Below are 22,159 nucleotides of genomic sequence, written 5' to 3' on the forward strand. Positions count from 1 at the left end.
GCCGACGAGGCCCCACTTCGGCAGTGGATCAGATGCGTCTCATTGCTGCGCGAAGTGGTTTTCGAGCCAACTGAGCAAGGCCGCGAAAGCCGGGGACATGGTGGTGTCGGACTGGGTGAGAACGGTCGAGCGGCCCTCGTCCTCCACCGTGATCGTGTAGCTCATCGCGTCCCGGGCGCGGTCGGGCCGTTCCGGTGTGGGTGCCGGGACGGCTCCCGCGAGCAGCCGGGTCAGCTCCGCCGAGGCGTCTGCGGGCAGGGTGTCGGTGTCCAGCACCTTGGGCGGGAGGCGGAGGTTGATCGCCGCCGCCTGCCCGCCGTGAGTCTCCAGCGTGACCTTCATCGTCGCGACCTCCCGGCCGACGCAGCGGCGCTCTTCGCCGTCACGGTCGTCCGGGGGCGGAAATCCGCATCAACCACCGGCGGTCACTTTTTCCCCTTCAGCGTGGCCACGTCCTTGGCCAGCGAGGTCACCTGGGTGGTGAGTATCCCGATCTGCTTGGTCAAGGCCGTCAGGCCGTCCTGCCGACCCGTGCCGCCGTTCCGGTTGCCTGCGCGGCTACGCGTCCGGGCGACCCCGGCCGGGACCCCGGTGATCTGGATGCCCACCTCCTGCCACGCCGCCAGCACGGCCAACTGCTCGGCGCTGCCGGCCCCGTACAGTGCCTCGGCCTTCTGGTAGGTGGTGTCCGCGAAGTCCTGGAACTGGGTTTCGACGGTGGAGGCCTTGAGCGCTTCGTACCAGATGAGTCCGGCGGCCTCCCACGCGAATCCGCCGATGCCCGTCGCGGTGAGGTAGAACGCCTTGTTCGGGATGCCGGAGTTGATGTGCACTCCGCCGTTGTCGCCTCGCTCGGTGTCCGGCAGGTGGACGAACCTGCTCATGTGGTCGGGCTGGGGGTCCTTGCCGAACATGGCGTTGTCGTATGCCTGACCTGGGGACTTCATCGACCGCAGGGCGTCGGCCTCGATACCCGGGGTGAAGACCTCGGGTCCGATCAGCCAGTCCGCCTTGTCGGCAGACTCCTTGCGGAACCACTGCTTGACCAGCGACCCGAAGACGTCCGAGATGGACTCGTTGAGGGCGCCGGGCTGATCGTGGTAGGCGAGGCCCGCCGTGTTCTCGGTGACTCCGTGCGTCAACTCGTGGGCGATCACATCGAGGGAACCGGTGAAGTCGGTGAATATCTCTCCATCTCCGTCGCCGAAGACCATCTGCTGTCCGTCCCAGAACGCGTTGTTGTACTTCGCGCTGAAGTGGACGTACCCGTCCAGACGCATCCCCCGGTCGTCGATCGAATTGCGGTTGAACACCTCCTGGTAGAAGTCGTGCGTCGTGCCGAGGCCGTCGAACGCCCGGTTGACGGAATCGTCGGTGGACGCCGGCCCGTCCTCCGAGCGGGCCATCACGGCCAACGGGAGCGACCTGCCGTTCTGGCAGTCGAATACGGTGCGTCGGCCGTTGCCGGGGGTGGCGGTACCGGCGAAGGACGCCCGGACGGCTCGCTCACCACGCAACCCTGCGGTGGTCAGCAAGGTGTCCAAGGCTGCTTGGTGCACCTCTGCCTTGTCGCTTCGCAGGAGCTTTTCAAGAAGGAGCGGGGGGATGATGCAATTGTGGCGGCAGGTCCTGGTCATCGGATACCTCGCGCGAAAGAGGAGCGGCCGTGAAACCCCGCTCATCTGGTGTTCTGGTGTGGGTTGTTCTTCTTGTTTCTTCTTGTTTCATCGCAGTGCAGAACAACCGTGGCCGGTTCGACGCCGGGGCGTCGAACGGCGGGCGCTGATGCACAGAGAACAGAGAGGGGTGTCGCCGAGACCGGACAGCCGAGACCTGACTGTCGCGTCTGACGCGCCGCCACGGCACCTGCGTGGAGCGCGAATTGCCTGTTGGCCCGCAGCCCAAGCCGTATAGCGAGCGGTTCCGTGGTGCCGCTCTCTGCGCCGTGCGCATGCATGCGGCGGCGAAAGGCGTGTCTACTTCGAGTATCCATTTGATGCCGCCGACGCGCACCCCCAGCGCGGGCACCCTCACTTCGTCGGCCGGGTCAGGCGCCGCGCCAACGTGTGCACCGTGCCCGTCGCCACGGGCAGCAGGGCGAGGCCGAGGGCCCGGGAGGCGGGTGGGAGGCCCGCGCGGCGCAGGTGGGACAGTGCCCACAGGCTGTACGGGATGACCACGGTGGGGGAGGTCACGACACCCGGGGTCACGCCGCGGTACGCGGCCGACTGGGCGAGGTGCGCCACGCCGTGGATGCCGAAGCCGGTCAGGACGGTGCGGAAGAACGCGCTGCGCCCCTGGGTGCGGGCGCCGTCCGCCGCGGCGGCTGCGATCAGCAGGGCCATCAGGCCGATCGCGGCGTTCACCTGGGGCTGGGTGACTTCCATCCGGTTCCACACCGCGTCCGGGACGCGCGGGAAGCGGGCCTTCAGGCGCGGTGCGGCGGAACGGGACCAGGGAGCCATGGTGAGCAGCTCCTCCACATCGTTGACCGCCCAGGCAGCGAACAACCCCCAGTACACGCCGGCGGGTATGACGTGTGTCTCCGTGGATGCCGTCGGATGTGCAGGGGTCCTGCGCCGTACGCGAGCCATGCTTCCTCCCCAAGAAGTGCAACGCAACGTTGCGTTGTGTTCTACAGTAGCGGCATGGGTGAATCCAGTACGAGCAGTTCCCGGCGAGGCGCGAATGGCAGCGGTCCCCGGGCCGCCGAACGCATCCACGAGGCCACGCTGGAACTCCTCATCGAACGCGGCTACCAGCGGCTGACCGTGGAGGCTGTCGCCGCGAGGGCGGGGGTGAACAAGACGACGATCTACCGGTGGTGGCCGTCCAAGGGCCCACTGCTGCGGGCCGCACTGCTCCGCTCCCGGGTGCTGGACATCGACATCCCCGACACGGGAACCCTCCGGGGCGATCTGATCGCACTCGCCGGACAGATGGCCCGCCTGGTGAGCGGAGAGCGCACCGGTCCCGTGGCCCGTGCCATGCTCAGCGGCGGCGGCCAGGACGAACTCGCCTTCCTCGCCCGCGACTTCTTCGCCGACCGCCTCGAACGGGAACGGCCACTGTTCGCCCGTGCCGTAGCCCGCGGCGAACTGCCGGCGGACGCGGACCCGGCCCTGCTCGTCGACCTCATCGCGGGCGCCGTGTGGATGCGGATCCTGCTGCGGCAGCTCCCGGCCGAGGAGGGCTTCGTGGAGTCCGTGGTCGACGCGGTGCTCCAGCCCATCGGCGTCCAGCCCGCCTCCTATGACTGACTGGTCTGCTCCGCAGACACGTCCAGATACAGAAAGACGCTCGGCCGGGGATGTCCCGGCCGAGCGTCTTTCTTGCGTGTGCTGCCGCTGGTGGCTTAGTACCAGTGGTGGGCCTGCCAGAAGTTCCAGGCGCCGACCGGGCTGCCGTAGCGGTCGTTCATGTAGTCCAGGCCCCACTTGATCTGGGTGGCGGGGTTGGTCTTCCAGTCCGCGCCGGCCGAGGCCATCTTCGAGGCGGGCAGGGCCTGGACCAGGCCGTAGGCGCCCGAGGAGGAGTTCGTGGCGGTGTGGTCCCAGCCACTCTCGTGGGAAACGATGTTGCTGAACGCCGCGAACTGCGCCGGGTCCTTGATCATCTGCTGGGCGATCGCCTTGGCGCTCACCGGGGCCGCCTGGGCGGGAACGGTGGCGAGCAGGGAACCGGCGGCACCGAGGGCCACGACGGTACCCGCGAGGGTCTTCTTCGAAGCGGCGATGCGGCGGATGACGGACTGGGACACAGGCAGGCCTTTCACAGGGGACGAGGACGGTCGCGGCATGCCAGGGGCATGCGTGAGCCACTCACGCGAGGGAGAGGGGTTCGTCTGCGGCGGGAGGAAAACACCCGGGCCGCTCGGCGACTCATCCAGTTCTACCGATGCCTCGCCGCCCTGGCAACGACCCCTCTTACTAGGCGCCCTCGCAGCCGGGGACCAGCGGCCCCCGCCCGCCCGGGACGGGATCCACGCAGGTGAGAGCCCGTCCCAGGGACCGCCGTCGGGGCCGTGGGGGGCTACTAGCCTCCTACGTATGTGACGTGGGTCCTATGGGCCGAGTCACCCCCAACCCACCCAAATGTCACGAAAAGTAACCATCTATACCCTTCCGAGATGCCGGTGAGACAGGGCGACCACCTCGGAAACAGAGGGGCATGGCGGGCTGGGCACCGTGCTTCACAGGCCGGTACCGAACCACTCCGTCCCGGTCAGGTGCTCCACGCGGGCGCGACGCTTCCGCGGGCGCTCGTGTCGTACACCGTGGAGCGGCGGTGGGCTGTGGAAGGGTGACGGCCATGCGGCCGGGCCCGGGGCTCGGCCAGGCCCTGCCGCGAAGGAGTCGTCGATGGCCCGGGTACGTGCCGGTGATGTGGTGCTGCACTACGAGGAAGTCGGCGACGGTGAGCCGCTGGTTCTGGTGCACGGCTCGTGGAACGACCACCACGCCTGGCAAGCGGCCGTCGAGGCCGACCTCAAGGCGAGTTTCCGCGTGGTGGCGTACGACCGGCGTGGCCACGGCCGGAGCGAGGCCGTGCCGGGCCAGGGCACCCGGCGGCAGGACGAGGACGACCTGGCGGCGCTGATCGAGGCACTGGGGATGGCACCCGCGCATGTCGCCGGGAACTCCTTCGGCGCGGCGACCGCCGTGGGCCTGGCCGCCCGTCGCCCGGAGTTGTTCAAGACCCTCACCCTCCACGAACCCCCACTGGTCGCACTGGTCCTCGACGACCCCGCCTCGATGAGCGAGCTCCGGCCGGTGATGGGCACCATCGACGCGGTGAAGGACCTGCTGCGCAAGGGCGAGGACGCGGCGGGGGCGAAACTGTTCGTGGAAGGGGTGGCGCTCGGCCCCGGGGCGTGGGAGACGATGCCCGAGCCCCTGCGGGACACGTTCATCACCCATGCCCCGACCTGGCTCGACGAGCAGCAGGACCCGGCGTGGTCCGCCCTGGACCTCGACGCGCTCGGTGCCTGCGCCGTCCCCGTGCTGCTCAGCCACGGCACCGAGAGCCCGGCCTGGTTCACCACCGTCCTCGACCGCCTGGCCGCCGCCCTGCCCCACGCCCGGCGCCACACCTTCCACGGCGCGGGGCACATCCCGCACATGACCCATCCGCAGGAGTACGCACAGGTGCTCACCGGGTTCGCCCGCGGGGCCTGACACCGGTCCGGCCGGCATGCTCGGCCGGACGGTCCGGATCATGCCTTCATCCGCCGTCCGCTCGGCCGCCTGCACCGGCCGCCGGCGACGGGGGCGGCTAGTGTCGGTTGCGCGGGTGGTTACGCGCCATCCGCTCATTGCCGTGCTTGTACGCACCCGTCCAGCGGGCCATCGTCAGCTGGGCATCACCCGACTCGACCTCGGCGAGGAACTTCTCGGCGCGTGCACCGCGCAACGTACCGGCCGACCGACCCTGGTGGGTGATCGTCACGCTGCCGTCCGGACGCTGGTCATAGGTGAAACCGAAAGGTCTTGGCATGGTCGGGATCTTAGGCATCCGGGCGGATTCGCCGGAACCGAATTCTTCCCCTGTGATCGTCACGGTCGAAGCCACTCTCGTTGGGGTGGAGGGCGGAAAACTGTACGCCCACGCCGCGACTACCTGCGTGATCCTCCCCGCGACGGCTCCGGGCCCGCCTGACGCCCGTGTGGCAGACACCGCCGGGGAGACGTCCGCGCTCCCGTCGAGCGTGACGTTCGGTGAAGCGTTGGGGCCAGACCGGCGCGGCAGACGGTGGGGCCGCCGTTGCGTACCGGACGTCAGATAGGTGACCTGAACTCCTCTACGTGTTCAGCCAGTTGATGGCGTCGGGGGTGCGGCGAGTGTCGCCAGTACCCCCGTTCGCACCCAGGGCAGGCGGATGCCCGCAAGGACGCGGTGATCGACCGTCGCCAGGGCGCGACTTGGTGGGGCTGACGCACGTATGACACACCAAAGGCGCGCATAACGGCGTATGGGTGTTGAGTGGAAATGAAGGCCCCTGACTGGGGCAATCCGGTAATTGAAAGGTGTTCCACCGTGTATCTGCTCCCCCGTCACCGTCGTCCGCTGTGGCCCCTGGCCCTCATCGCCGCAGCCGGGGTGATCGCCGCAGCGCCGACCGCTGCCGCCACCACGCACGAGGCCGGCGCCCCGACCGCTGCGGCCGCCGAGAACCCCACCCCCACACCCCCGGTACCCCCGGCGCCGCCGCAGGCACCGGCCACCCCGACCACGGCCACGCCATCCACGGAGCAGCACGTCGACCCGACAGCAGCCCAGCCGGCCAAGCCGGCCGCGCCGGCCACCGAGGTAGCCCCCGCCACGGGTACGCAGCAGCCGGCCAAGCCCATGACCCCCGTGGAGAAGCTCCCGGCCAAGCCTGCAACCCCGGTGGAGAATCTGCCGGCCAAGCCTGCAACCCCCGTGGAGAACCTGCCGGCCAAGCCGGCGACCCCGGTGGAGCACCCCGCCAAGCCGGCCGCCCCGGTGGAGAGCATCCCGGCCAAGCCGACCGCACCGGACGCCGCGCCGCAGGCGCCGGCCGCGCCGGCATCCCCCACCACGGTCACGCCTGCCACGCCCGCGACCCCCGCAGCGGACACGCAGCAGGCGGCCAAGCCGATGACCCCCGTGGAGAACGTCCCGGCCAAGCCGGCCGCAGAGGCGGCTCCCGTGAACATGCCTGCCACGCCGTCTTCGACCGCTACGGGCTCGCAGCTGCCGCCCGCTGCGCCGCAAGACTGACCTGACCAGGCGCGTAGAAGAGAACAGGGCCCCGGCGGGGCTGATCCCGCTGGGGCCCGCCTGCTCCACGAACCTGCCCGCCCTGCCGGGTAGTTGAGCTGCCGGGCCAGGCCGATTCAAGTCGGCTCAGCGTCGCGTGACTGGCGCCATGGCGAGGGCGTCTTCGGCCGCATCGATGGCAATACGTACCGTCGACACTCCGCCCGTCGTCGGTCAGCCGGGCCAAGTGCCGGTCAGACGGCGCGTGGCGGTGGCTCCGCCGCGGTCGACGGCGGCCTTGACCGCGGCGAAGATCGCGCCCTGCAGCGCGGCGGCCAGCACCACTTCGCTCCAGGTGCGCTCCTCGTCGGTGGCGTCGGGGGCATCCTCGTCGTGGCCGAGGGTCTTCCATGCCTGCTTGAACAGGGCACTGGCGATCAAACCGCTGACCGCTCCGAGGGTCAGGCCGACCGGCTTGTAGAGGATCTTCGATGCCTTCACGGGGTCACTCCTTCCGGCGGCAGGCCAGCCACACCAGCACGGCCGCCCCGGCGCCCGCCAGCAGCAGACCGCGGTGGTCCCGGGCCATCCGCGCGCCCTGGGCGGTCTTGCGCTGTACCGGTTCGGGGGCCTTCTCATGCCAGAGCCGGTCGGCCCGGGCGGCCTTCGCGCGGGCCCGCTCGGCGGCGTGGGCGGCCTTGTCCTTGACGGGGTCGGGCAGCTTGTCCTGCGCCTGATGGGCCACGTCGGCGACCCTGTTCCTCAGTCCGTCGGCCTTCGCCGTGGCCCGTTCCCTGGCCGCGGTGGCCTTTTCCTGGGCACGGGCTTTGACGTCGGCTTTGGCGGCGAGCGCCGCGACCGTGGCGCCGAGCTCGGCGCGGGTCTGCTCGACGTGCTCGCGCAGCTCCTCGGGCCCGGCGTCGCCGGGCTCTTCGTCGGGTAGCTGGGTCATCGCTGTGCGCTCTCCTTGATCTCAGCCACGTCGGCCTTCACGCTCTCGATCGTCTGGTCAGGTACGGGCGGCGCGGCCTGGGTGACCTGTTTCTTTCCGACGACGGCCAGCACCGCAGCGATCACCCCCAGCGCGACGGTGACGATCAGCGCCGCCGCCCACACGGGCAGTGGCACGGCCAGCGCCGCGATGACGGTGGCCACCAGTGCCTGCAGCATCAGGAAGCCGACCACTCCGGCGCCGCCGAAGAGGCCGCCGCCCTTGCCGTAGCGTTTGCCCTTCTCCTTCATTTCCGCCTGCGCCAGGCGCATTTCGCCGCGCACCAGCTCCGTCAACTGCTGCGAAGCCCGGTGCGCCAGCTCGCTCACCGGCTCCTGGCCCGAGGGGTGCGGGCTGTGCTCGAACCCGGACTCCTTCGTATGCGTACCCGTCATGGCGGTCACCTCCCGTCCCTCTCGTCTCGGCGGGCCGGTGTCCCGGCCCTTCCTCTCGCCTGCGAGTACCCCGAACATCGCAGTTGAGCGGGCGAGAGGTGCGATCGGCGCAGGAACCGGATCACAGCCGTCTGGCCTGGGGCAGGCGTGCGAGGTTCGCGCTGGTCAGCCGGGCCGCGTGGCGGGTGGCGGCGGTCACGGTGGCCAGCCGGTGGCTGTCGGGGAGGGTCGTCCCGATGGCGGCGACGACCTTTCCGGTACGGGTGCGGACGGGCGCCGCCACGCAGGACAGCACCACGTCGTCTCCCCAGCGGTGCACGGCCGCCCCGTGCTCGCGAGCGGCGCGCAGCCGCTTCTCCCACTCGGAGGGGAGCTGGCCGGGGGGCGGCGGCGCGGCGGGTGCGGCGGCCGCCATGACGGCCTCGGCGGCGTTGCCCGGCGGCAGGACCATCCCCTGCCGGTGGGAGAAGGCCGCGTCCGCCGCTCCGGTCAGCCCGTTGACGATCACCATGCGGCCGCAGACGGGAGCCACGAGCGCGACGGCGGCCCCGGTCCACCCCGCCAGGTGCCGCAGGGGCAGAGCGGCGGCCCGGCCCAGCACGCGGTGGGACGTCCAGGAGTGCCCCAGGCGGACGATCGTCCCCCCGATCCGGTAGCGGCCCGCGCTGCGCTCCACCCCGCCCACCGCGACAAGCTGCTCCAGCAGGCGATGCGCGGTCGTCTTGGGCAGTCCCGCGTCGGCCGCGAGCTCGGTCAGCCCGGCCTCGTCCACCCGGGACAGCACCTCCAACAACAGGAAGGCGCCTTCCAGGACGCTGCGTCCGGCCGAGGGTTTCGGTCCGGTGTGCCGGGGCACGTCACCGTCTTCCTGCGGTTCCTTGTCTCGGCGGTCCGCCGACACAACCGGTCCTGTTCTGGGGGCACTTGTGGGCATGGGCATGCGGTCGGCGAGCTCCATCGGGACTCCAGAGGGGTGGCGGGAGGGCGTGCACGTCGCGTCCTGAGGGTGGGCGCGGGGCGCGCCGCTCAGCCCCGAGCCCCCGCCGCCCCATCGCACCGGGCCTGGATCGCGCGAGTCGGGATCGCGCCTGCGAGTCTGGCGCAGACACCCCACGTCAAGGGAAGCCGTCGCCCGTATCCTTTGCCGGGCGGGTTTGTGGATACGGCCGTTGAGCTGGGGGAACCGGAGTGGGTGACGGTTCGGGTTTCGGGGCGGAGTTACGCCGTCTGCGCGCGGAACGGGGGTTGTCGCTGGCTCGGCTGGCCGCGCTGACCCACTACAGCAAGGGTTATCTGAGCAACGTCGAAAACGCCCGCAAGGCGCCCTCCGCCGAACTGGCTCGCCGACTCGACGCGGCGCTCGGCGCCGAGGGCGATCTGGTCGCCCTGGCCGACGCCCGCGAGGAGCCCGTGTGTCCCTACCGGGGTCTGGCGGCCTTCCAACCGGAGGACGCCGGTTGGTTCTTCGGGCGCGGGCGTATGACGGCCGACCTGGTGAAGCGAGTCAGTGACAGCGCGTCCGGACCCCTGCCCCTGGCGGTGTTCGGCGCGTCGGGGGCGGGCAAGTCCTCGCTGCTGCGCGCCGGGCTGGTCCCCGCGATCGCCCGCGGCGCCCTCGCCACCCCGGGCTCCGCCGACTGGCCGGTGCTGGTGATGACCCCCACGGCCCGCCCGGTGAACGCGCTGGCCGAAACGGTGGCCGAGTCACTGAAGGTTCCCGTCGAGACCCTGCGGAAGGGCATCGATGCAGGGGAGTTGAGTGCCGTACTGCGCAGCGCGCTCGCCGGTCGGCGCATCGTCCTCGTCGTGGACCAGTTCGAGGAGGTCTTCGCCGTCTGCGACGACGAGGCAGAGCGCCGGGCGTTCATCACGGCCGTCTGCGACGCCGCCCGTCCCGGCCCGGACGCCTTCGCGGCCGCCGTGGTGGTGCTCGGTGTACGGGCCGACTTCTACAGCCGGTGCCTGGACCACCCCGGCTTGCTGCGGGCAGCCCAGGACAACCAGTTCGCGGTGGACGCGATGAGCCGGGACGAGCTCGTCGAGGCGATCACCGCACCGGCTCGGGCAGCCGAGCTCGCCCTGGAGCCCGGTCTGACCGAACTTCTGCTGCGTGACCTCGGTGTGGCCCCCGGCAGCGGCCACACCACGTACGAACCGGGCGCGCTGCCCCTGCTGTCCCACGCCTTGCTGGCCACCTGGCAGGAACGCGCCGACTCGCATCTGACCGTGGCCGCCTACCAGCTCACCGGCGGTATCCACGGCGCCGTGGCGACCACCGCCGAACGCGTCTACACCCGGCTGGATCCCACGGCCCGGCAAACGGCCCGTCAGCTGCTGCTGCGCCTGATCCGCGTAGGTGAGGACGGCACCGACGCACGCCGTCGCGTCGTGCGCGACCGGCTGGTGGACCAGTGCGGCGGCAGGGCCCCGGCGATCGTGGAGGCACTGGCGGCGGCCCGGCTGCTCACCCTCCACGACACCACCGTCGAGATCACCCACGAGGCGTTGCTTCGCGCCTGGCCCCGGCTGCGGGACTGGCTCACCGAGGATCGTCAGGGGCTGCGCGCTCTCGACCAGCTCGCCGAGGCCGCCGACGCGTGGGAAGCCCTGCAGCACGATCCGGGCACGCTGTTCCGCGGGACGCGTCTCGCCCTGGCCGGTCAATGGGCGGCCGTCCACCGCGATGCCCTCTCCGAACGCGAGGAGCGGTTCCTCCAGGCGAGCTCGGCCGCCGAGGCCGCCGAGCGGCGGACGACCCGGCGCCGGACGCGGCGCCTGCGCCAACTGGTCGGCCTTCTCACCGTCCTGCTGGTGATCGCCTCCATCTCGGTGGGGTACGCGATGGACGCCGAGCACCAGGCCAAGAAGCAGCGCAATATCGCCGTCGCGCGCGGAGCCGCCGGTGAGGCGGTGGCGATGCGGGAGAGCAACCCCGCCCTGTCCCTGCAACTGAGCCTGGCCGCCTATCGTCTGGCGCCGACCGCCGAGACCCGGGACACGCTCCTCGGCTCGTTCGCCCTCCCTTACGCCGGCCGCCTCACCGGCCACACCGGCGAGGTCTTCACCCTGGCCATCGCCCCCGACGGCCACACCGCGATCACCGGCAGCGCCGACCACACCGCCCGGCTGTGGGACATCACCGACGACCGCCGCCCACGGCAACTGGCCTTCCTCAGACATGCCCACGAGGTCAAGGCGGTCGCCTTCGCGCCCGGCGGTCAGCTCCTGGCCACCGCCGGCGGCTACACCGCCCGGCTGTGGGACACCTCCGATGTGCGTCGGCCCCGGGAGCTGGCCGAGCTGACCGGCCACGACGACACCGTGAAGGCCCTCGCCTTCAGCCCCGACCACCGCACCCTGGCCACCGCGAGCAGCGACCACACCGTACGTCTGTGGAACGTGACCGAGCCCCGGCACCCCCAGCTCGTGTCCACGCTGACCGGCCACACCTCGCAGCTGGGCACCGTGGTCTTCAGCCCCGACGGCCGCACCCTGATCAGCGCCGCCGACGCCACCCCCCGGGTGTGGGACGTCAGCGACCCGCGCCACCCGCACACCATCGGCTTCCTCAGCGGCCACACCGGCGGCGTCAACAAGGCGGTGTTCAGCCCCGACGGTCACATCGTGGCCACCGCCGCCTGGGACCACACCGTGCGGCTGTGGGACCTGAGCCGTCCGCGCGCCCCACGCACGCTGGCCACCTTGACGGACCACACGGCCATCGTCTGGGCGGTGGCCTTCAGCCCCGACGGCCGCACCCTGGTCTCGACCGGGGACGGCGCCCGGCTGTGGGACGTCTCCGACCCCGTCCGTCCGGTCCGTATGACCACCCTCCCCGGGTACTACGCCGCCGCCTTCACCCCCGACGGCCACACCCTCGCCACCACCGACCTCGACCACACCGCCCGCCTCGTCGACCTGCGCGAACTCCCGCTCGTCGGCCACAGCAACGTCGTTGCGGGGGTGGCCCTCAGCCCGGACGGACACACCCTGGCCACCGCCAGCTGGGATCACACGGTACGGCTGTGGGACGTCACCGACCCCCGCGTCCGGCGCCCGCTCGCGACGCTGGCCGGCCACAGCAACTTCGTACGGTCGGTGGCCTTCAGTCCTGACGGACGCACCCTGGCCAGCGGCAGCGACGACAACACCATACGGCTGTGGGACGTGAGCGATCCGCGCACCCCGCGCACGTTGAGGACGCTGGAGCCGCATTCCTCGGAAGTCGCCGCCGTCGCCTTCAGCCCCAACGGCCGCTGGCTGGCCGCCGGGGCGTACCAGCAGGTCAAGGTGTGGGATGTGGGCATCCGTGACCGCCCCAGAGAAGTGGCCACCCTGGACGGCTTCCCCCATATGATCTGGACGGTCGCCTTCAGCCCTGACAGCCGCACCCTGGGCGTCGGCGGCGGCCAGGGCGTCACCGCCCGCTTCTGGGACATGGGCGACCCCCGTCACCCGCGCGAGCTGGCCTTCCCGTTCGGTACCACCGACACCGTCGCGCCCGGCGCCTTCAGCCCGGACCAGAAGATCCTGGCCACGGTCAGCAACAACCTGGACAACGACAACCTCGTACGGCTGGTCGACATCGGCCGTCCTTCCCAGCCACGGCAGTTGGCCACGATCACCGGCCACACCGGCAAGGTCCGCGCGGTGGCTTTCAGCCCCGACGGTCACACCCTGGCGACCGCCGCCAACGACAAGACCATCCGGGTGTGGAACATCGCCGACCCGCGACACCCAGAACTCCGCGCCACCCTCACCGGCCACACCGACAGTGTCACCTCGGTGGTGTTCCTGCCCGACGGCCGCACCCTGGCCACCGGCAGCGACGACCACACCGCCCGGCTGTGGAACACCTCCGTCGACCAGATCGCCGCCCGGGTCTGCGACACCGTCCACCCCGCGATCACCCGCGCGGAATGGAAGCGCTACTTCCCCCAGACCGCCTACCGGCCCCCGTGCACCGGTTGAGAAATCCCCGCCCGCCCCTGGCGGCCACCTCGTGCCGTGCAGTGGGGTGCAACGGCAACCCCGACCAGAAATGGCTCTACAGCCCCATCAGCGGCAACTCCTTCCGCCTCCTCAACCTCAACTCGGGCCTGTGCCTGGGCATCGAGAACGCCAGCACCGCCTGGAACGCGACGGCGGTGCAGTGCGAGTGCAACGGGAACGCCGACCAGAACTGGCACTTCTGAGCGGGTGTTCCCGGGAGGTCAGCGCTCCAGTGTGAGCACTGCCTTCCCCTTCATGCGGTTGGTCTCGCTGAGTTCATGCGCCTTGGCCGCGTCCTCCAGAGGAAGGACGTGTTCGACGGCGGCGCGCAGGCTGCCGCGTTCCACCAGGTCGGTGACGCTCTCCAGATCGACGCCGGACGGGGTGAATCCGAACTCGACGAACCGCACACCGCGCGCCGAGGCCTGCTCCCGGACAGCGGTCCGGTCGGGGCCGGTGCCCCGGACATCGATGAGGATTCCGCCCGGTGCGAGCGTGTCCAGTGACCGGGGCCCGTAGTCGCCGCCGATCGGGTCCAGGACCACGTCGACGTCGCGGACGGCCGCCGCGAAGTCGGCGGTGGTGTAGTCGACGAGCTCGTCGGCACCCAGGCCGCGCAGGAACGCGTGCTTGTTTTCCCGGGCCGTGCCGATGACGTGGGCACCGCGTGCTTTGGCGATCTGCACGGCGAGGTGGCCGATCCCGCCCGCTGCCGCGTGGACGAGCACCCGCTGTCCCGTACGGACGTCGGCGACCCGCACAAGCGCCTGCCAGGCGGTGAGGGCGGTGACCGGCAGAGCCGCGGCATGGATGTCGTCGATGCTCGCGGGCCGGGCGGCAAGGGCCTCCACCGGTACGACGACGTACTCGGCGTAGGCGCCGTGGGGCGGGAACGCGCACCCGTACACCGCGTCGCCAGGCCGGAACCGTGTCACCTGCTCACCGACGGCCTCGACCACGCCGCACAGATCGAGCCCCAGGGTGATCGGCGGCTCGCCGAATCTCCGCACCGTTCCCGACCGGATCTTCCAGTCGGCCGGATTCACTCCGGCGGCATGGACGCGGACCAGAGCCTGGCCCGGACCCGGCGTCGGGCGGCCGGTCGTGACGACTTCGAGAACGTCCGGGCCGCCGTAGCGGCGCTGGCTGACCGCGCGCATCTGGGCGCTCATGTAGAGCCTCCTTCTGGGGTGTTGACCCGCTCGGCGGGTTGTGATCACCATCCTCGACGCCGCCGGTACCTCTTGTGAAGTAGGCACCTGACTGATATCTAGGTACCTCATGGAAACCAACCCGGGTGAAGGCTTTGCCGAGTGGGCCGCCACCTACCGCCGCGACTGCCCCTCGCGCACCGTTGTCGAGGCCTTGGCCAACAAGTGGGTGCTGTACGTCCTGGGAGCCCTGCGCCGGCACGACCGCCCGATGCGCTTCAGTGAACTGCGGCGGCTCCTGGACGGGATCACCCAGAAGATGCTGACCCAGACGCTGCGCGCGCTGGAACGCGATGGCCTCGTGCGCCGCACGGTCTACCCCACCGTGCCACCTCGCGTGGAGTACGGGCTGACCGACCTCGGGGTCGAGGCCGGGCGGCTGACCAGCGCCATCGGCGCATGGTCCGTGGAGCACGCCCAGCACATCCTGGCCGCCCGTCAGACCTTCGACGACCAGGCCGCCATGGCGCCGCAACCCCTTCGGTAGATACCGCGGGGCTTCAGATCAACCCCCGACGGGCCGCGATCACCCCTGCCTGGAAGCGGTTGGCGGCGCCCAGTTCCTCGTGCAGGCGGCTGATCCGGCGCCGCATCGTCCGTACCGACCAGCCCAACTGGCGGGCGATCGCCTCGTCCTTGAGCCCACCCACCAGCAGGGTGAGCATCTGGCGGTCCTCCTCGTCGAGAGGGTCGTCGGCGGGCGCGTCCAGCGGGGTGGCCGTGCGCCAGCACAGCTCCCAGTAGTCGATCAGCCCGTCCAGCAGGGCGGAGGGACGGATGACGGCCGCGCGTACCTCCGTGGTGAGGTCGAGGGAGAGCGGCATCAGGGCGAGGCGCCGGTCCGCGATGGCCAGTTTGATACGGAGACCGGGCAGGACCCGGGCCTGCTCGCCGCGGTGCACCAACTCGCGGATGTCGCCCAGCACACCGGGCCATTCCAGAGCCTCGGGGGCGTACACCGCGCGATAGCGGACGCCCCGGGTGAGGGCCGTCGCCTCGACCGGGTTGGAGGTGGTGAGTGCGTACGGCGGACGGTCCAGGGTGATGACCTCCTCGCGCGCCTCCTGCTGCAGTTGTACGAACCAGCGGCCCAACGCCTCGCCGCCGGTGATGACTTCGACCTGCTCGAAGCTGCCCTGCTCGGCCGTGGTGAACAGGCGGGAGAGCTCCCCGGCGGCCGCCCGTACGCCGTCGAGGTCGGCGGTACGGGAGCGCACCAGGGACTCCAGGGCCGCGCCCGGCTCAATGGCCGCGTACCGGCGGCGGGTTCCGGAGAGCCGCCCCACCAGGCCGTTCTCGCGCAGCCGGTCCAGGGCGCGGGCGACCCGCTCGGTCGAGCAGGACAGGTCGTCGGCCAGCTCGGCGGGAGCGGCGGTGTGGCGGACGAGGATCGCGCGGTAGACGCTCTCGTCGAACGGGTCGATTCCGGCAGCGGTCAGCTGGGGCATGGCCAGGATCTTGGCCCGTATGTGCCAGGGGCCGCAATGGGCCAGGCCAAATGGTTGTCTGGACCACTGGATTCCGATTACTTGGTCCGGCATGACCCCTCGAAGATCCCTCACTGCCGCGCTGACGGCCGCCGTGCTCGGCGGCCTGCTGTCCGCGGCACCCCAGTCCGCCACCGCGGACCCCCACCAGGATCCGGAGCAGCGCGTCCTCGTCACGCTGACCGGGGAGGCCGCCGCGGCCGGCAAGGGCGTTCTGCGCTCCGCCGACGCCCGGGCGATCGGCACGGACCGGGCCGCGCTCGCCGGCCGGCAGAGGTCGTTCCTCGACCGGGCCGAGGGCACCGGGCTGCACACCGGTTCACCACGCACCCTGAATCTGCTGCTCAACGCGGTCGCGGTGACGGTGAAGGCCTCCGAGGTCGCCGCGCTGAAGCGGTTGCCCGGGGTGGCTTCCGTGGTCCCCGACGCCAAGATGCGCGTCCTCACCGATGCGAGTGTGCCGCTGGTCAACGCCCCGCAGGTGTGGCGGCGCGAGGACCCGGCGGGCAAAAAGGCCGACGGCGCGGGCACCACCGTCGCCGTCCTGGACAGCGGGGTCGACTACACCCATCCCGACCTCGGCGGCGGCTTCGGCGCGGGCCACAAGGTCGTCGGCGGCTACGACTTCGCCAACGGCGACGCCGATCCGATGGACGACAACGGCCACGGCACCCATGTCGCCGGCATCATCGCGGGCAGGGCCGCCGAGAAGGGCGGCGTCACCGGCGTGGCGCCGGGCGCGAGCATCCTCGCGTACAAGGTCATGGACGACGCGGGGGAGGGCTACACCTCCGACATCGTGGCAGGTATCGAGGCCGCGATCGACCCGGCCAATCCGCACCGCGCCGACGTCGTCAACATGAGCCTCGGAGGCTACGGCGACGGCACCGACCCGCTCGGCGCGGCCGCGACCGCCGCCACCGAGGCGGGCGTTGTCGTCGTCGCCTCCGCGGGCAACGAGGGCCCGGGCAGCGGCACCATCAGCACCCCCGCCGCCGCCGACGGCGTCCTCGCGGTCGGCGCCTCCCTCAGCGGGCTGCGCATACCGAGCGCCGCCTACCAGGGCGGCGAGAAGATCCAGGCGTACCGCGGAATGGTCTCCGCGAACCCGCCCGCCAAGCCCGTCACCGCCGAGCTCGTCGACGTCGGACGGGGCACCGCGGAGGACTGGGAGCGGGCCGGGGACGTCAAGGGCAAGGCGGTCCGCGTCGACATGCTGGTCGCCCAGTCCTCGCGGGACCTGTACCTGACCGAGATCGAGATGGCCCGGGAAGCCGAGCGCCACGGCGCGATCGCCCTCCTCGGCGGGCCGTCCGCGGGCGGCGGCCCGGTGTTCGCCGCATCGCCTTCGCTGTCACCGGACCGGCCCGGGTCGCCGCCCCACGACGACTCGGTCCCGCTCGCCGCGCAGACCTCCCTCAAGGACTCCGGCGACTCGCTGCGCATGGACACCATGGTCATGCTGGGCATGGACTCCACCCAGTACGCCGAGCTCGGCCGACGCCTGGCCAAGGGCAGAGTCGAGGTGACGATCACCGGCACGGACGTCACCGACAAAATGGCGTCGTTCTCCTCGCGCGGCCCCGACCTGAGGTGGAACCTGAAGCCGGACCTGGTCGCGCCGGGCTACGACATCCGCTCCACCATCCCCAAGTCCCTCTACGCACCCGGCTACTACCGCATGTCCGGTACGTCGATGGCGGCGCCCCACGTCGCCGGCGCCGCCGCTCTGCTGCGCCAGCTGCACCCCGGCGCGACCCCGGCGAAGGTCACCTCCGCGCTGGTGGGCTCCACGAAGCAGATCAAGGACTACGGGACGAGCACCGTCGGCTCCGGCCGCCTCGACGTCGCCGCGGCCGCCGACAGGGCGGCCACCGGCATCACCACCACCCCGGCCGCCCTCTCCTACGGCCTCGCCGATCTCGCCAGGCACACGGTGGGCGGCAGCAAGAAGCTCACGGTCACCAACTCCGGCACCAGGGCCCGTACCGTCCACCTGAAGGCGAGCGGCAAGGCCCGGGTCAGCCCCGACACCCTGCGCGTCCCGGCGGGCGGCAACGCCACGGCGACGGTGACCCTGCGGGCCGACCGCCCGGCGGGCGAGGCGGAGATCAGCGGCACGGTCACCGTCACCCCCGAGCACGGCGGCGCACTGCGTGTCCCGTATCTCCTGGTCGTACGGCGGTTGTTCGTCCAGGCCGGCCCCGACCCGAGCGACGGCAAGTCCACCGCCGTCGTCCTCACCCCGGCGCCGCTGGCGAAGCCGCCGGTCCTGACCGTCACCCCGCCGCACGGCAGGCCCTACACGGTCACCACCACACCGCGCTCCGAAAACGTCTACCAGGCGGAGATCACCGGCCGCGGCGAGGGCGCCCATCTGGTGTCCGCCGACGGCCGGACCACCGACGGCAAGACACTGACCAGCAACCGGGACGGCTTCGAGGTCACCCCCGCGAACAGCCGCGGCTCCCGCTGGCAGCCCGTCGGACCCAACTCCGAGAGCGGCGACATCACCACCGCGCGCAGCGCCCCCGGCGCCGCCGTCCTGACCCAGTACAACAAGCCCGGGCCCTGGTCCACCGAGGACAACGGCGCGACCTGGCAGCAGCACACCAGGCTGCCGCTCGGCGACGTGGGCGGCCAGGCCTTCACCGTCATCGACCCGAAGAACGCCAAGCGCTGGTGGTACGCGGCCAACAGCAGATCCGGCATTCCCCGTACGGGCTCGATCCTGCGCACCGAGGACGGCGGCCGCACCTGGCGGACCCTGAACACCCCCGACGCGCCCATCACCCGCCTCCTCACCGACGAGGCGGGCAAGGCCCTCGTCGCCGTCACTGCCACCGACCTGCTGATCAGCAAGGACGGCGGCGACACCTGGTCCGTGGAGCCCCTGGGCATCCCCGTCGACGCCGTCTACGACGTGGCGATCGGCGGCGACAGCCTCTATTTCTCGGCGGGCAAGTCGCTGTGGAAGCGCGACGGCCTGTCCGCCGGCACCCTCGGCAAGGCCACCAAGGTGTACGAGCCCGCCGGCGGCAAGGTATCCGTCACCGTCGTCGCGGACAGCCGGACCGTGGCGATGTACGAGGTCGGGTCCGGCGTCGTCGGCTCCTTCGACGGCGGCAGGACCTGGGCCACACTGGACAGCCACGGATACGGCGGTACGGGCCTCACTCTCACCGGTGGCGACATGTACATCGGGTACGGCAAGGACATCCGGGTCGGCCGCGACCACGGCCGTCATTGGAGCACCATCCCGGCGGTCAACAAGGCCTCCACCACCTCCGACTTCGACCGCTGGGCCGACGGCTCGCTGACCGTCTCGGCGGACGCGGCCGGTGTCTACCGGGGCACGCCGGACGGCAAGGACTACCGGCGCCTCGGCGTCCAGGGCGGCACCGTCAACTCCCTCGCGGTCAGCGGCAACCAACTGCTCGCGGCCGGCCAGCAGGGCACGCACCGCTCGCCGCTGCCGGTCGCCGGAGCGGAGTGGGGCACCACCGGCGGCGAGGGCAGGATCGGCCTCTCGACCCGGCTGCTGCAGACCTCGGCCAAGGACTCGCGGGTCGTGTGGCGGGTGCGCTACGGCGCCTGGGGCGACTTCCATCTCCAACGCAGCGGCGACGCGGGTGCCACCTGGCAGGAGAAGGGCGAGAGCAACGGCACGGTCCTCGCCATGGCCGTGCACCCCGCCGACCCCGACCGCGTGTACGTCTCGTACGGAAACCTGCTGGGCCGGGGCCTGTTCTCCACCGAGGACGGCGGCGCCACCTGGAAGAACCTCCTCCACGACCGGACCTCCTTCACCGCCGTCACCGGCGACCCGAAGAACCCGGACCGGCTGTGGCTCGGTGCCCCCGACGGCCTCTACCGCTCGGACAACGGCGGCGACGACATCACCAAGGTCGCCGACGGACGTGTGGACACCATCGAGTTCACCGGGTCGACGATGCTGACCGGCGGCGAGGCGATCAAGCTGTCGACGGACGGCGGGAAGACCTTCCGCACCGCCGACACCGGTTCGCTCCCGCTGCGGGTCAGCGACATACTGCCGGTCGGCAGCACTCTGTACGCGGCCACCACCAGCCACTGGGACGCGGCCCTGCCGCGCGGCGGCCGAGGCGTCCTGCGCTCCACGGACGGCGGCCGCAACTGGCAGAACATCTCCACCGGCCTGCAGAACCTCAACGCCACGAGCCTGGCGACCGCCGGCGGCTGGCTGTACGTGGGAACGGTGCAGGGAGGTGTGCACCGCCTGAAGATCTGACCGGGTAGCTGCGGAGGAAGGGGTGACCCGCCCGCCCAGCGGCGGGCGGGTCACCCCTTCCGATCGTGGTGACGTTCCACCGTCCGACGTGCGACGATGCCGACGACAAGGCGACGCGGAACGAGGAAGCCGGTGCAATTCCGGCGCGGTCCCGCCACTGTGATCGGCGAGCGAACCCCGAACAGACCACTGCCCGGACACGGGTGGGAAGGACGGGGCGAGCTGCGACCCGAGAGCCAGGAGACTCACGTCGTCGCCTCCTTGACGAAACCGGGGCGGATCTCCCCGGAGGAGGAGCGTGAGCGGTCATGTCGGAGCAGCGACCAGAAGGCGGCGCCGGGCACACCCCGGCCGACTCGGCGCCGTGCCGGATCGTGGTGTGCAGGGACTGCTGCTGCGGCAGCCCGAAGGTGCCCGGGGTCGACCACGCGCAGCAGCAGGCGCGCCTCGCTGAGCACGCGCCCGTACGGGTCTCCGCCTGCCTCGACGTCTGCGAACAGGCCAATGTGGTCGTCGTCCAGCCCTCTCGTGCCGCGCGCCTCGCCGGTGCCCGTCCGGTCTGGCTCGGTCTGGTCAACGACCCCGACGCCACGGAGGACATCGCCGCCTGGGTCCGGGCCGGCGGCCCCGGCATCGCGCCCTGCCCCGACATCCTCGACCTCTATACCTTCACCCCGTCCCGCAGGGCGCGATGAGCGGGCTCGGCTGTAGGGGTGACACCGCGCCTGGGACACGGGGAAAACTAGGCCGTGTCGGGCAGCGGGGCCTCGGCGGACCGGCCCTGTGCCGCGTGGGCCGTGTCGTGAGGTGAGCGGCGGGTGCGCTCCGCCCATGCGGCCACCGGCGGGCCCGCCGCGCCCAGAGCCGCGAAGAACACCCCGAGCAGCAGCCAGCCCGCGTGTCCGAGTCCGAGGACCGCTGTCGTGAGGACCACCGGAGCCAGGGCCTGCCCCGCGTCGAAGCCGATGCCGAAGAGGCCCTGGTACTGCCCCTGGGCATGGTCCGGGGCGAGACCGAAGCCGAGCGCGTAGCCGCCCGAGGACTCCCATACCTCTCCGAGACTGTGGACGCAGACGGCGAGGACGGCGAGCCCTGGCGCGACCCAGACCGGAACGTCCGCGGTCAGGGCCATCAAGGGGCAGCTGACCAGGAAGAGCAGCCCGGCGATGCGGAACGCCCGGCCGCCCTGGCGTGGTGTCTCCACCCGGGAGCCGATCCTGCTCTGGAGCAGCGCGCACACCCCGCTGTTGACCGCGTAGACCGCCGCCACGGTCCAGCGGGGCGCGTCGGTGTGGGCGGAGAGCCAGATCGGCAGGAGCAGGGAGACGGTCTGGTACTGCAGGCCCATCGCGCCGTAGAGCGCGACGAAGGACACGTACGGCCGGTCGGACAGGACGGCCCAGCGGTGGTGCTCCTCGGGCCGGGGCAGGGGCCGGTAGTTCGGGACGCCGAGCAGGGCGATCAGACCGGCGCAGGCGAAGCTGGCGGCGTTGGCGAGGATGAGCGCGGTGTAGGCCGCGCGGGTGTCGGCCGAGACGGCGAAGGCGGCGCCGAGGGTGCCCAGGACCACGCCGAGGTTGACGAAGGTGCGGAGTTTCGCCCTGAAGGCGGCCGGGCGTTCACCGCCGGTACGGGCGACGATCGCGCCGCCCGCGGCGCCGCCCGCCGTCGCCGCCAGCCGGTCCAGGGTGGCGATGAGCGTGAACGTCACCCAGTCGTGGATGAGAACGAACGCGGCCATCGTCGCGGCCTGCATCGCGAGGGCCGTCAGCCAGACCGTGCGCGGCCCGTACCGGTCGGCCAGGTTCCCGGCCGGGATCCCGGCCAGCAGCCCGACCAGCCCGGCGACCGTGAGGCCGACACCGACCCGTGCGGCGGGCAGGTGCACCACCAGGGTGAAGTAGAGCACCGCGGCGGTGTTGAACAGCCCGTTGCCCACCCGACTGACGAAGCTCGCGGCGATGAGGGCACGCTGCGGACCGCTCGGCGCCGACGAGCCGGATATCCGCGGCCTGGCGCGCTTCCCGATCATGGCCAAGAGGCTAGCAGCGGCCCCGTGGGCACCCCCGAATGACCCGAGGCGGTCTCGC

Annotated in this window: 20 protein-coding genes and 1 riboswitch; of the genes, 8 read left to right on the forward strand and 12 right to left on the reverse strand. The window is 71.5% G+C overall.

The window, feature by feature from the left end; all coding sequences use genetic code 11:
- Positions 1-39: 39 nt before the first annotated feature.
- From BX283_RS36435 to BX283_RS36445, 3 genes are all read right to left on the reverse strand, one after another.
- Positions 40-342, reverse strand: coding sequence for a protealysin inhibitor emfourin (locus tag BX283_RS36435; RefSeq protein WP_101391657.1), 303 nt, complete (start codon positions 340-342; stop codon positions 40-42).
- A gap of 83 nt (positions 343-425) precedes the next feature.
- Positions 426-1,544 (reverse strand): M4 family metallopeptidase, encoded by a 1,119-nt coding sequence (locus tag BX283_RS36440; RefSeq protein WP_257584122.1) that lies wholly within the window; start codon positions 1,542-1,544, stop codon positions 426-428.
- A 486-nt stretch (positions 1,545-2,030) separates the two neighbouring features.
- Positions 2,031-2,522, reverse strand: a complete 492-nt coding sequence (locus BX283_RS36445) for an HXXEE domain-containing protein (RefSeq protein ID WP_101391659.1) — start codon at positions 2,520-2,522, stop codon at positions 2,031-2,033.
- A 126-nt stretch (positions 2,523-2,648) separates the two neighbouring features.
- Here BX283_RS36445 and BX283_RS36450 point away from each other — a divergent pair, with 126 nt between their 5' ends.
- The gene (locus tag BX283_RS36450) at positions 2,649-3,260 is read left to right on the forward strand and encodes a TetR/AcrR family transcriptional regulator (protein WP_101392801.1); all 612 of its coding nucleotides are present in this window, start codon (positions 2,649-2,651) and stop codon (positions 3,258-3,260) included.
- Between the two features lie 95 nt (positions 3,261-3,355).
- Here BX283_RS36450 and BX283_RS36455 read toward each other — a convergent pair whose 3' ends face one another.
- Positions 3,356-3,799 (reverse strand): transglycosylase SLT domain-containing protein, encoded by a 444-nt coding sequence (locus tag BX283_RS36455; RefSeq protein WP_101386171.1) that lies wholly within the window; start codon positions 3,797-3,799, stop codon positions 3,356-3,358.
- Positions 3,800-4,361: 562 nt separating this feature from the next.
- Here BX283_RS36455 and BX283_RS36460 point away from each other — a divergent pair.
- Complete coding sequence (locus tag BX283_RS36460; RefSeq protein WP_101391660.1) at positions 4,362-5,177, forward strand: alpha/beta fold hydrolase; 816 nt, start codon at positions 4,362-4,364, stop codon at positions 5,175-5,177.
- 97 nt (positions 5,178-5,274) lie between these two features.
- On the opposite strand, the gene BX283_RS36465 is transcribed toward BX283_RS36460, so the two are convergent.
- Positions 5,275-5,496: a hypothetical protein gene (locus tag BX283_RS36465; RefSeq protein ID WP_101392802.1), complete on the reverse strand. Its 222-nt coding sequence runs from the start codon at positions 5,494-5,496 to the stop codon at positions 5,275-5,277.
- 540 nt (positions 5,497-6,036) lie between these two features.
- Between BX283_RS36465 and BX283_RS40170 the strand changes: the two genes are divergently transcribed.
- Positions 6,037-6,744, forward strand: coding sequence for a hypothetical protein (locus BX283_RS40170; RefSeq protein WP_143676558.1), 708 nt, complete (start codon positions 6,037-6,039; stop codon positions 6,742-6,744).
- 213 nt (positions 6,745-6,957) lie between these two features.
- On the opposite strand, the gene BX283_RS36475 is transcribed toward BX283_RS40170, so the two are convergent.
- From BX283_RS36475 to BX283_RS36490, 4 genes are all read right to left on the reverse strand, one after another.
- The gene (locus tag BX283_RS36475) at positions 6,958-7,224 is read right to left on the reverse strand and encodes a DUF4235 domain-containing protein (protein WP_101391662.1); all 267 of its coding nucleotides are present in this window, start codon (positions 7,222-7,224) and stop codon (positions 6,958-6,960) included.
- 4 nt (positions 7,225-7,228) lie between these two features.
- Entirely contained in the window at positions 7,229-7,675 is a 447-nt protein-coding gene (locus BX283_RS36480; protein WP_101391663.1) for a DUF3618 domain-containing protein, read from the reverse strand.
- Positions 7,672-8,109, reverse strand: a complete 438-nt coding sequence (locus BX283_RS36485) for a phage holin family protein (RefSeq protein ID WP_180357510.1) — start codon at positions 8,107-8,109, stop codon at positions 7,672-7,674. Before BX283_RS36485 ends, BX283_RS36480 begins: the two co-directional genes overlap by 4 nt.
- 121 nt (positions 8,110-8,230) lie before the next feature.
- On the reverse strand, positions 8,231-8,965 hold the full coding sequence (locus BX283_RS36490; protein WP_180357363.1) for a helix-turn-helix domain-containing protein: 735 nt from the start codon (positions 8,963-8,965) through the stop codon (positions 8,231-8,233).
- A 332-nt stretch (positions 8,966-9,297) separates the two neighbouring features.
- Here BX283_RS36490 and BX283_RS36495 point away from each other — a divergent pair, with 332 nt between their 5' ends.
- Both BX283_RS36495 and BX283_RS36500 read left to right on the forward strand, forming a co-directional pair.
- The gene (locus BX283_RS36495; RefSeq protein ID WP_101391665.1) at positions 9,298-13,080 is read left to right on the forward strand and encodes a helix-turn-helix domain-containing protein; all 3,783 of its coding nucleotides are present in this window, start codon (positions 9,298-9,300) and stop codon (positions 13,078-13,080) included.
- The gene (locus BX283_RS36500) at positions 13,077-13,304 is read left to right on the forward strand and encodes an RICIN domain-containing protein (RefSeq protein ID WP_180357365.1); all 228 of its coding nucleotides are present in this window, start codon (positions 13,077-13,079) and stop codon (positions 13,302-13,304) included. The genes BX283_RS36495 and BX283_RS36500 overlap by 4 nt, the downstream gene beginning before the upstream one ends.
- An 18-nt stretch (positions 13,305-13,322) precedes the next feature.
- Here the strand turns inward: BX283_RS36500 and BX283_RS36505 are convergent, their stop codons facing one another.
- Positions 13,323-14,273 (reverse strand): NADP-dependent oxidoreductase, encoded by a 951-nt coding sequence (locus BX283_RS36505; RefSeq protein WP_101391667.1) that lies wholly within the window; start codon positions 14,271-14,273, stop codon positions 13,323-13,325.
- 109 nt (positions 14,274-14,382) lie between these two features.
- Here BX283_RS36505 and BX283_RS36510 point away from each other — a divergent pair, with 109 nt between their 5' ends.
- The gene (locus BX283_RS36510) at positions 14,383-14,799 is read left to right on the forward strand and encodes a helix-turn-helix domain-containing protein (RefSeq protein ID WP_101391668.1); all 417 of its coding nucleotides are present in this window, start codon (positions 14,383-14,385) and stop codon (positions 14,797-14,799) included.
- Between the two features lie 13 nt (positions 14,800-14,812).
- Here the strand turns inward: BX283_RS36510 and BX283_RS36515 are convergent, their stop codons facing one another.
- Positions 14,813-15,760 (reverse strand): helix-turn-helix domain-containing protein, encoded by a 948-nt coding sequence (locus tag BX283_RS36515; protein ID WP_101391669.1) that lies wholly within the window; start codon positions 15,758-15,760, stop codon positions 14,813-14,815.
- Positions 15,761-15,851: 91 nt separating this feature from the next.
- Here BX283_RS36515 and BX283_RS36520 point away from each other — a divergent pair, with 91 nt between their 5' ends.
- Together BX283_RS36520 and BX283_RS36525 are read left to right on the forward strand one after the other, a co-directional pair.
- A complete protein-coding gene (locus tag BX283_RS36520) occupies positions 15,852-20,069 on the forward strand; it encodes a S8 family serine peptidase (RefSeq protein ID WP_180357366.1) in 4,218 nt (1,405 codons plus the stop codon).
- Positions 20,070-20,138: 69 nt separating this feature from the next.
- Positions 20,139-20,337, forward strand: a riboswitch (cobalamin riboswitch).
- A 40-nt stretch (positions 20,338-20,377) separates the two neighbouring features.
- The gene (locus BX283_RS36525; RefSeq protein ID WP_101391671.1) at positions 20,378-20,764 is read left to right on the forward strand and encodes a hypothetical protein; all 387 of its coding nucleotides are present in this window, start codon (positions 20,378-20,380) and stop codon (positions 20,762-20,764) included.
- A 47-nt stretch (positions 20,765-20,811) separates the two neighbouring features.
- On the opposite strand, the gene BX283_RS36530 is transcribed toward BX283_RS36525, so the two are convergent.
- Positions 20,812-22,101, reverse strand: a complete 1,290-nt coding sequence (locus tag BX283_RS36530; protein ID WP_101391672.1) for an MFS transporter — start codon at positions 22,099-22,101, stop codon at positions 20,812-20,814.
- Positions 22,102-22,159 lie beyond the last annotated feature (58 nt).

The organism is Streptomyces sp. TLI_146 (assembly GCF_002846415.1).
Lineage (GTDB): Bacteria > Actinomycetota > Actinomycetes > Streptomycetales > Streptomycetaceae > Streptomyces.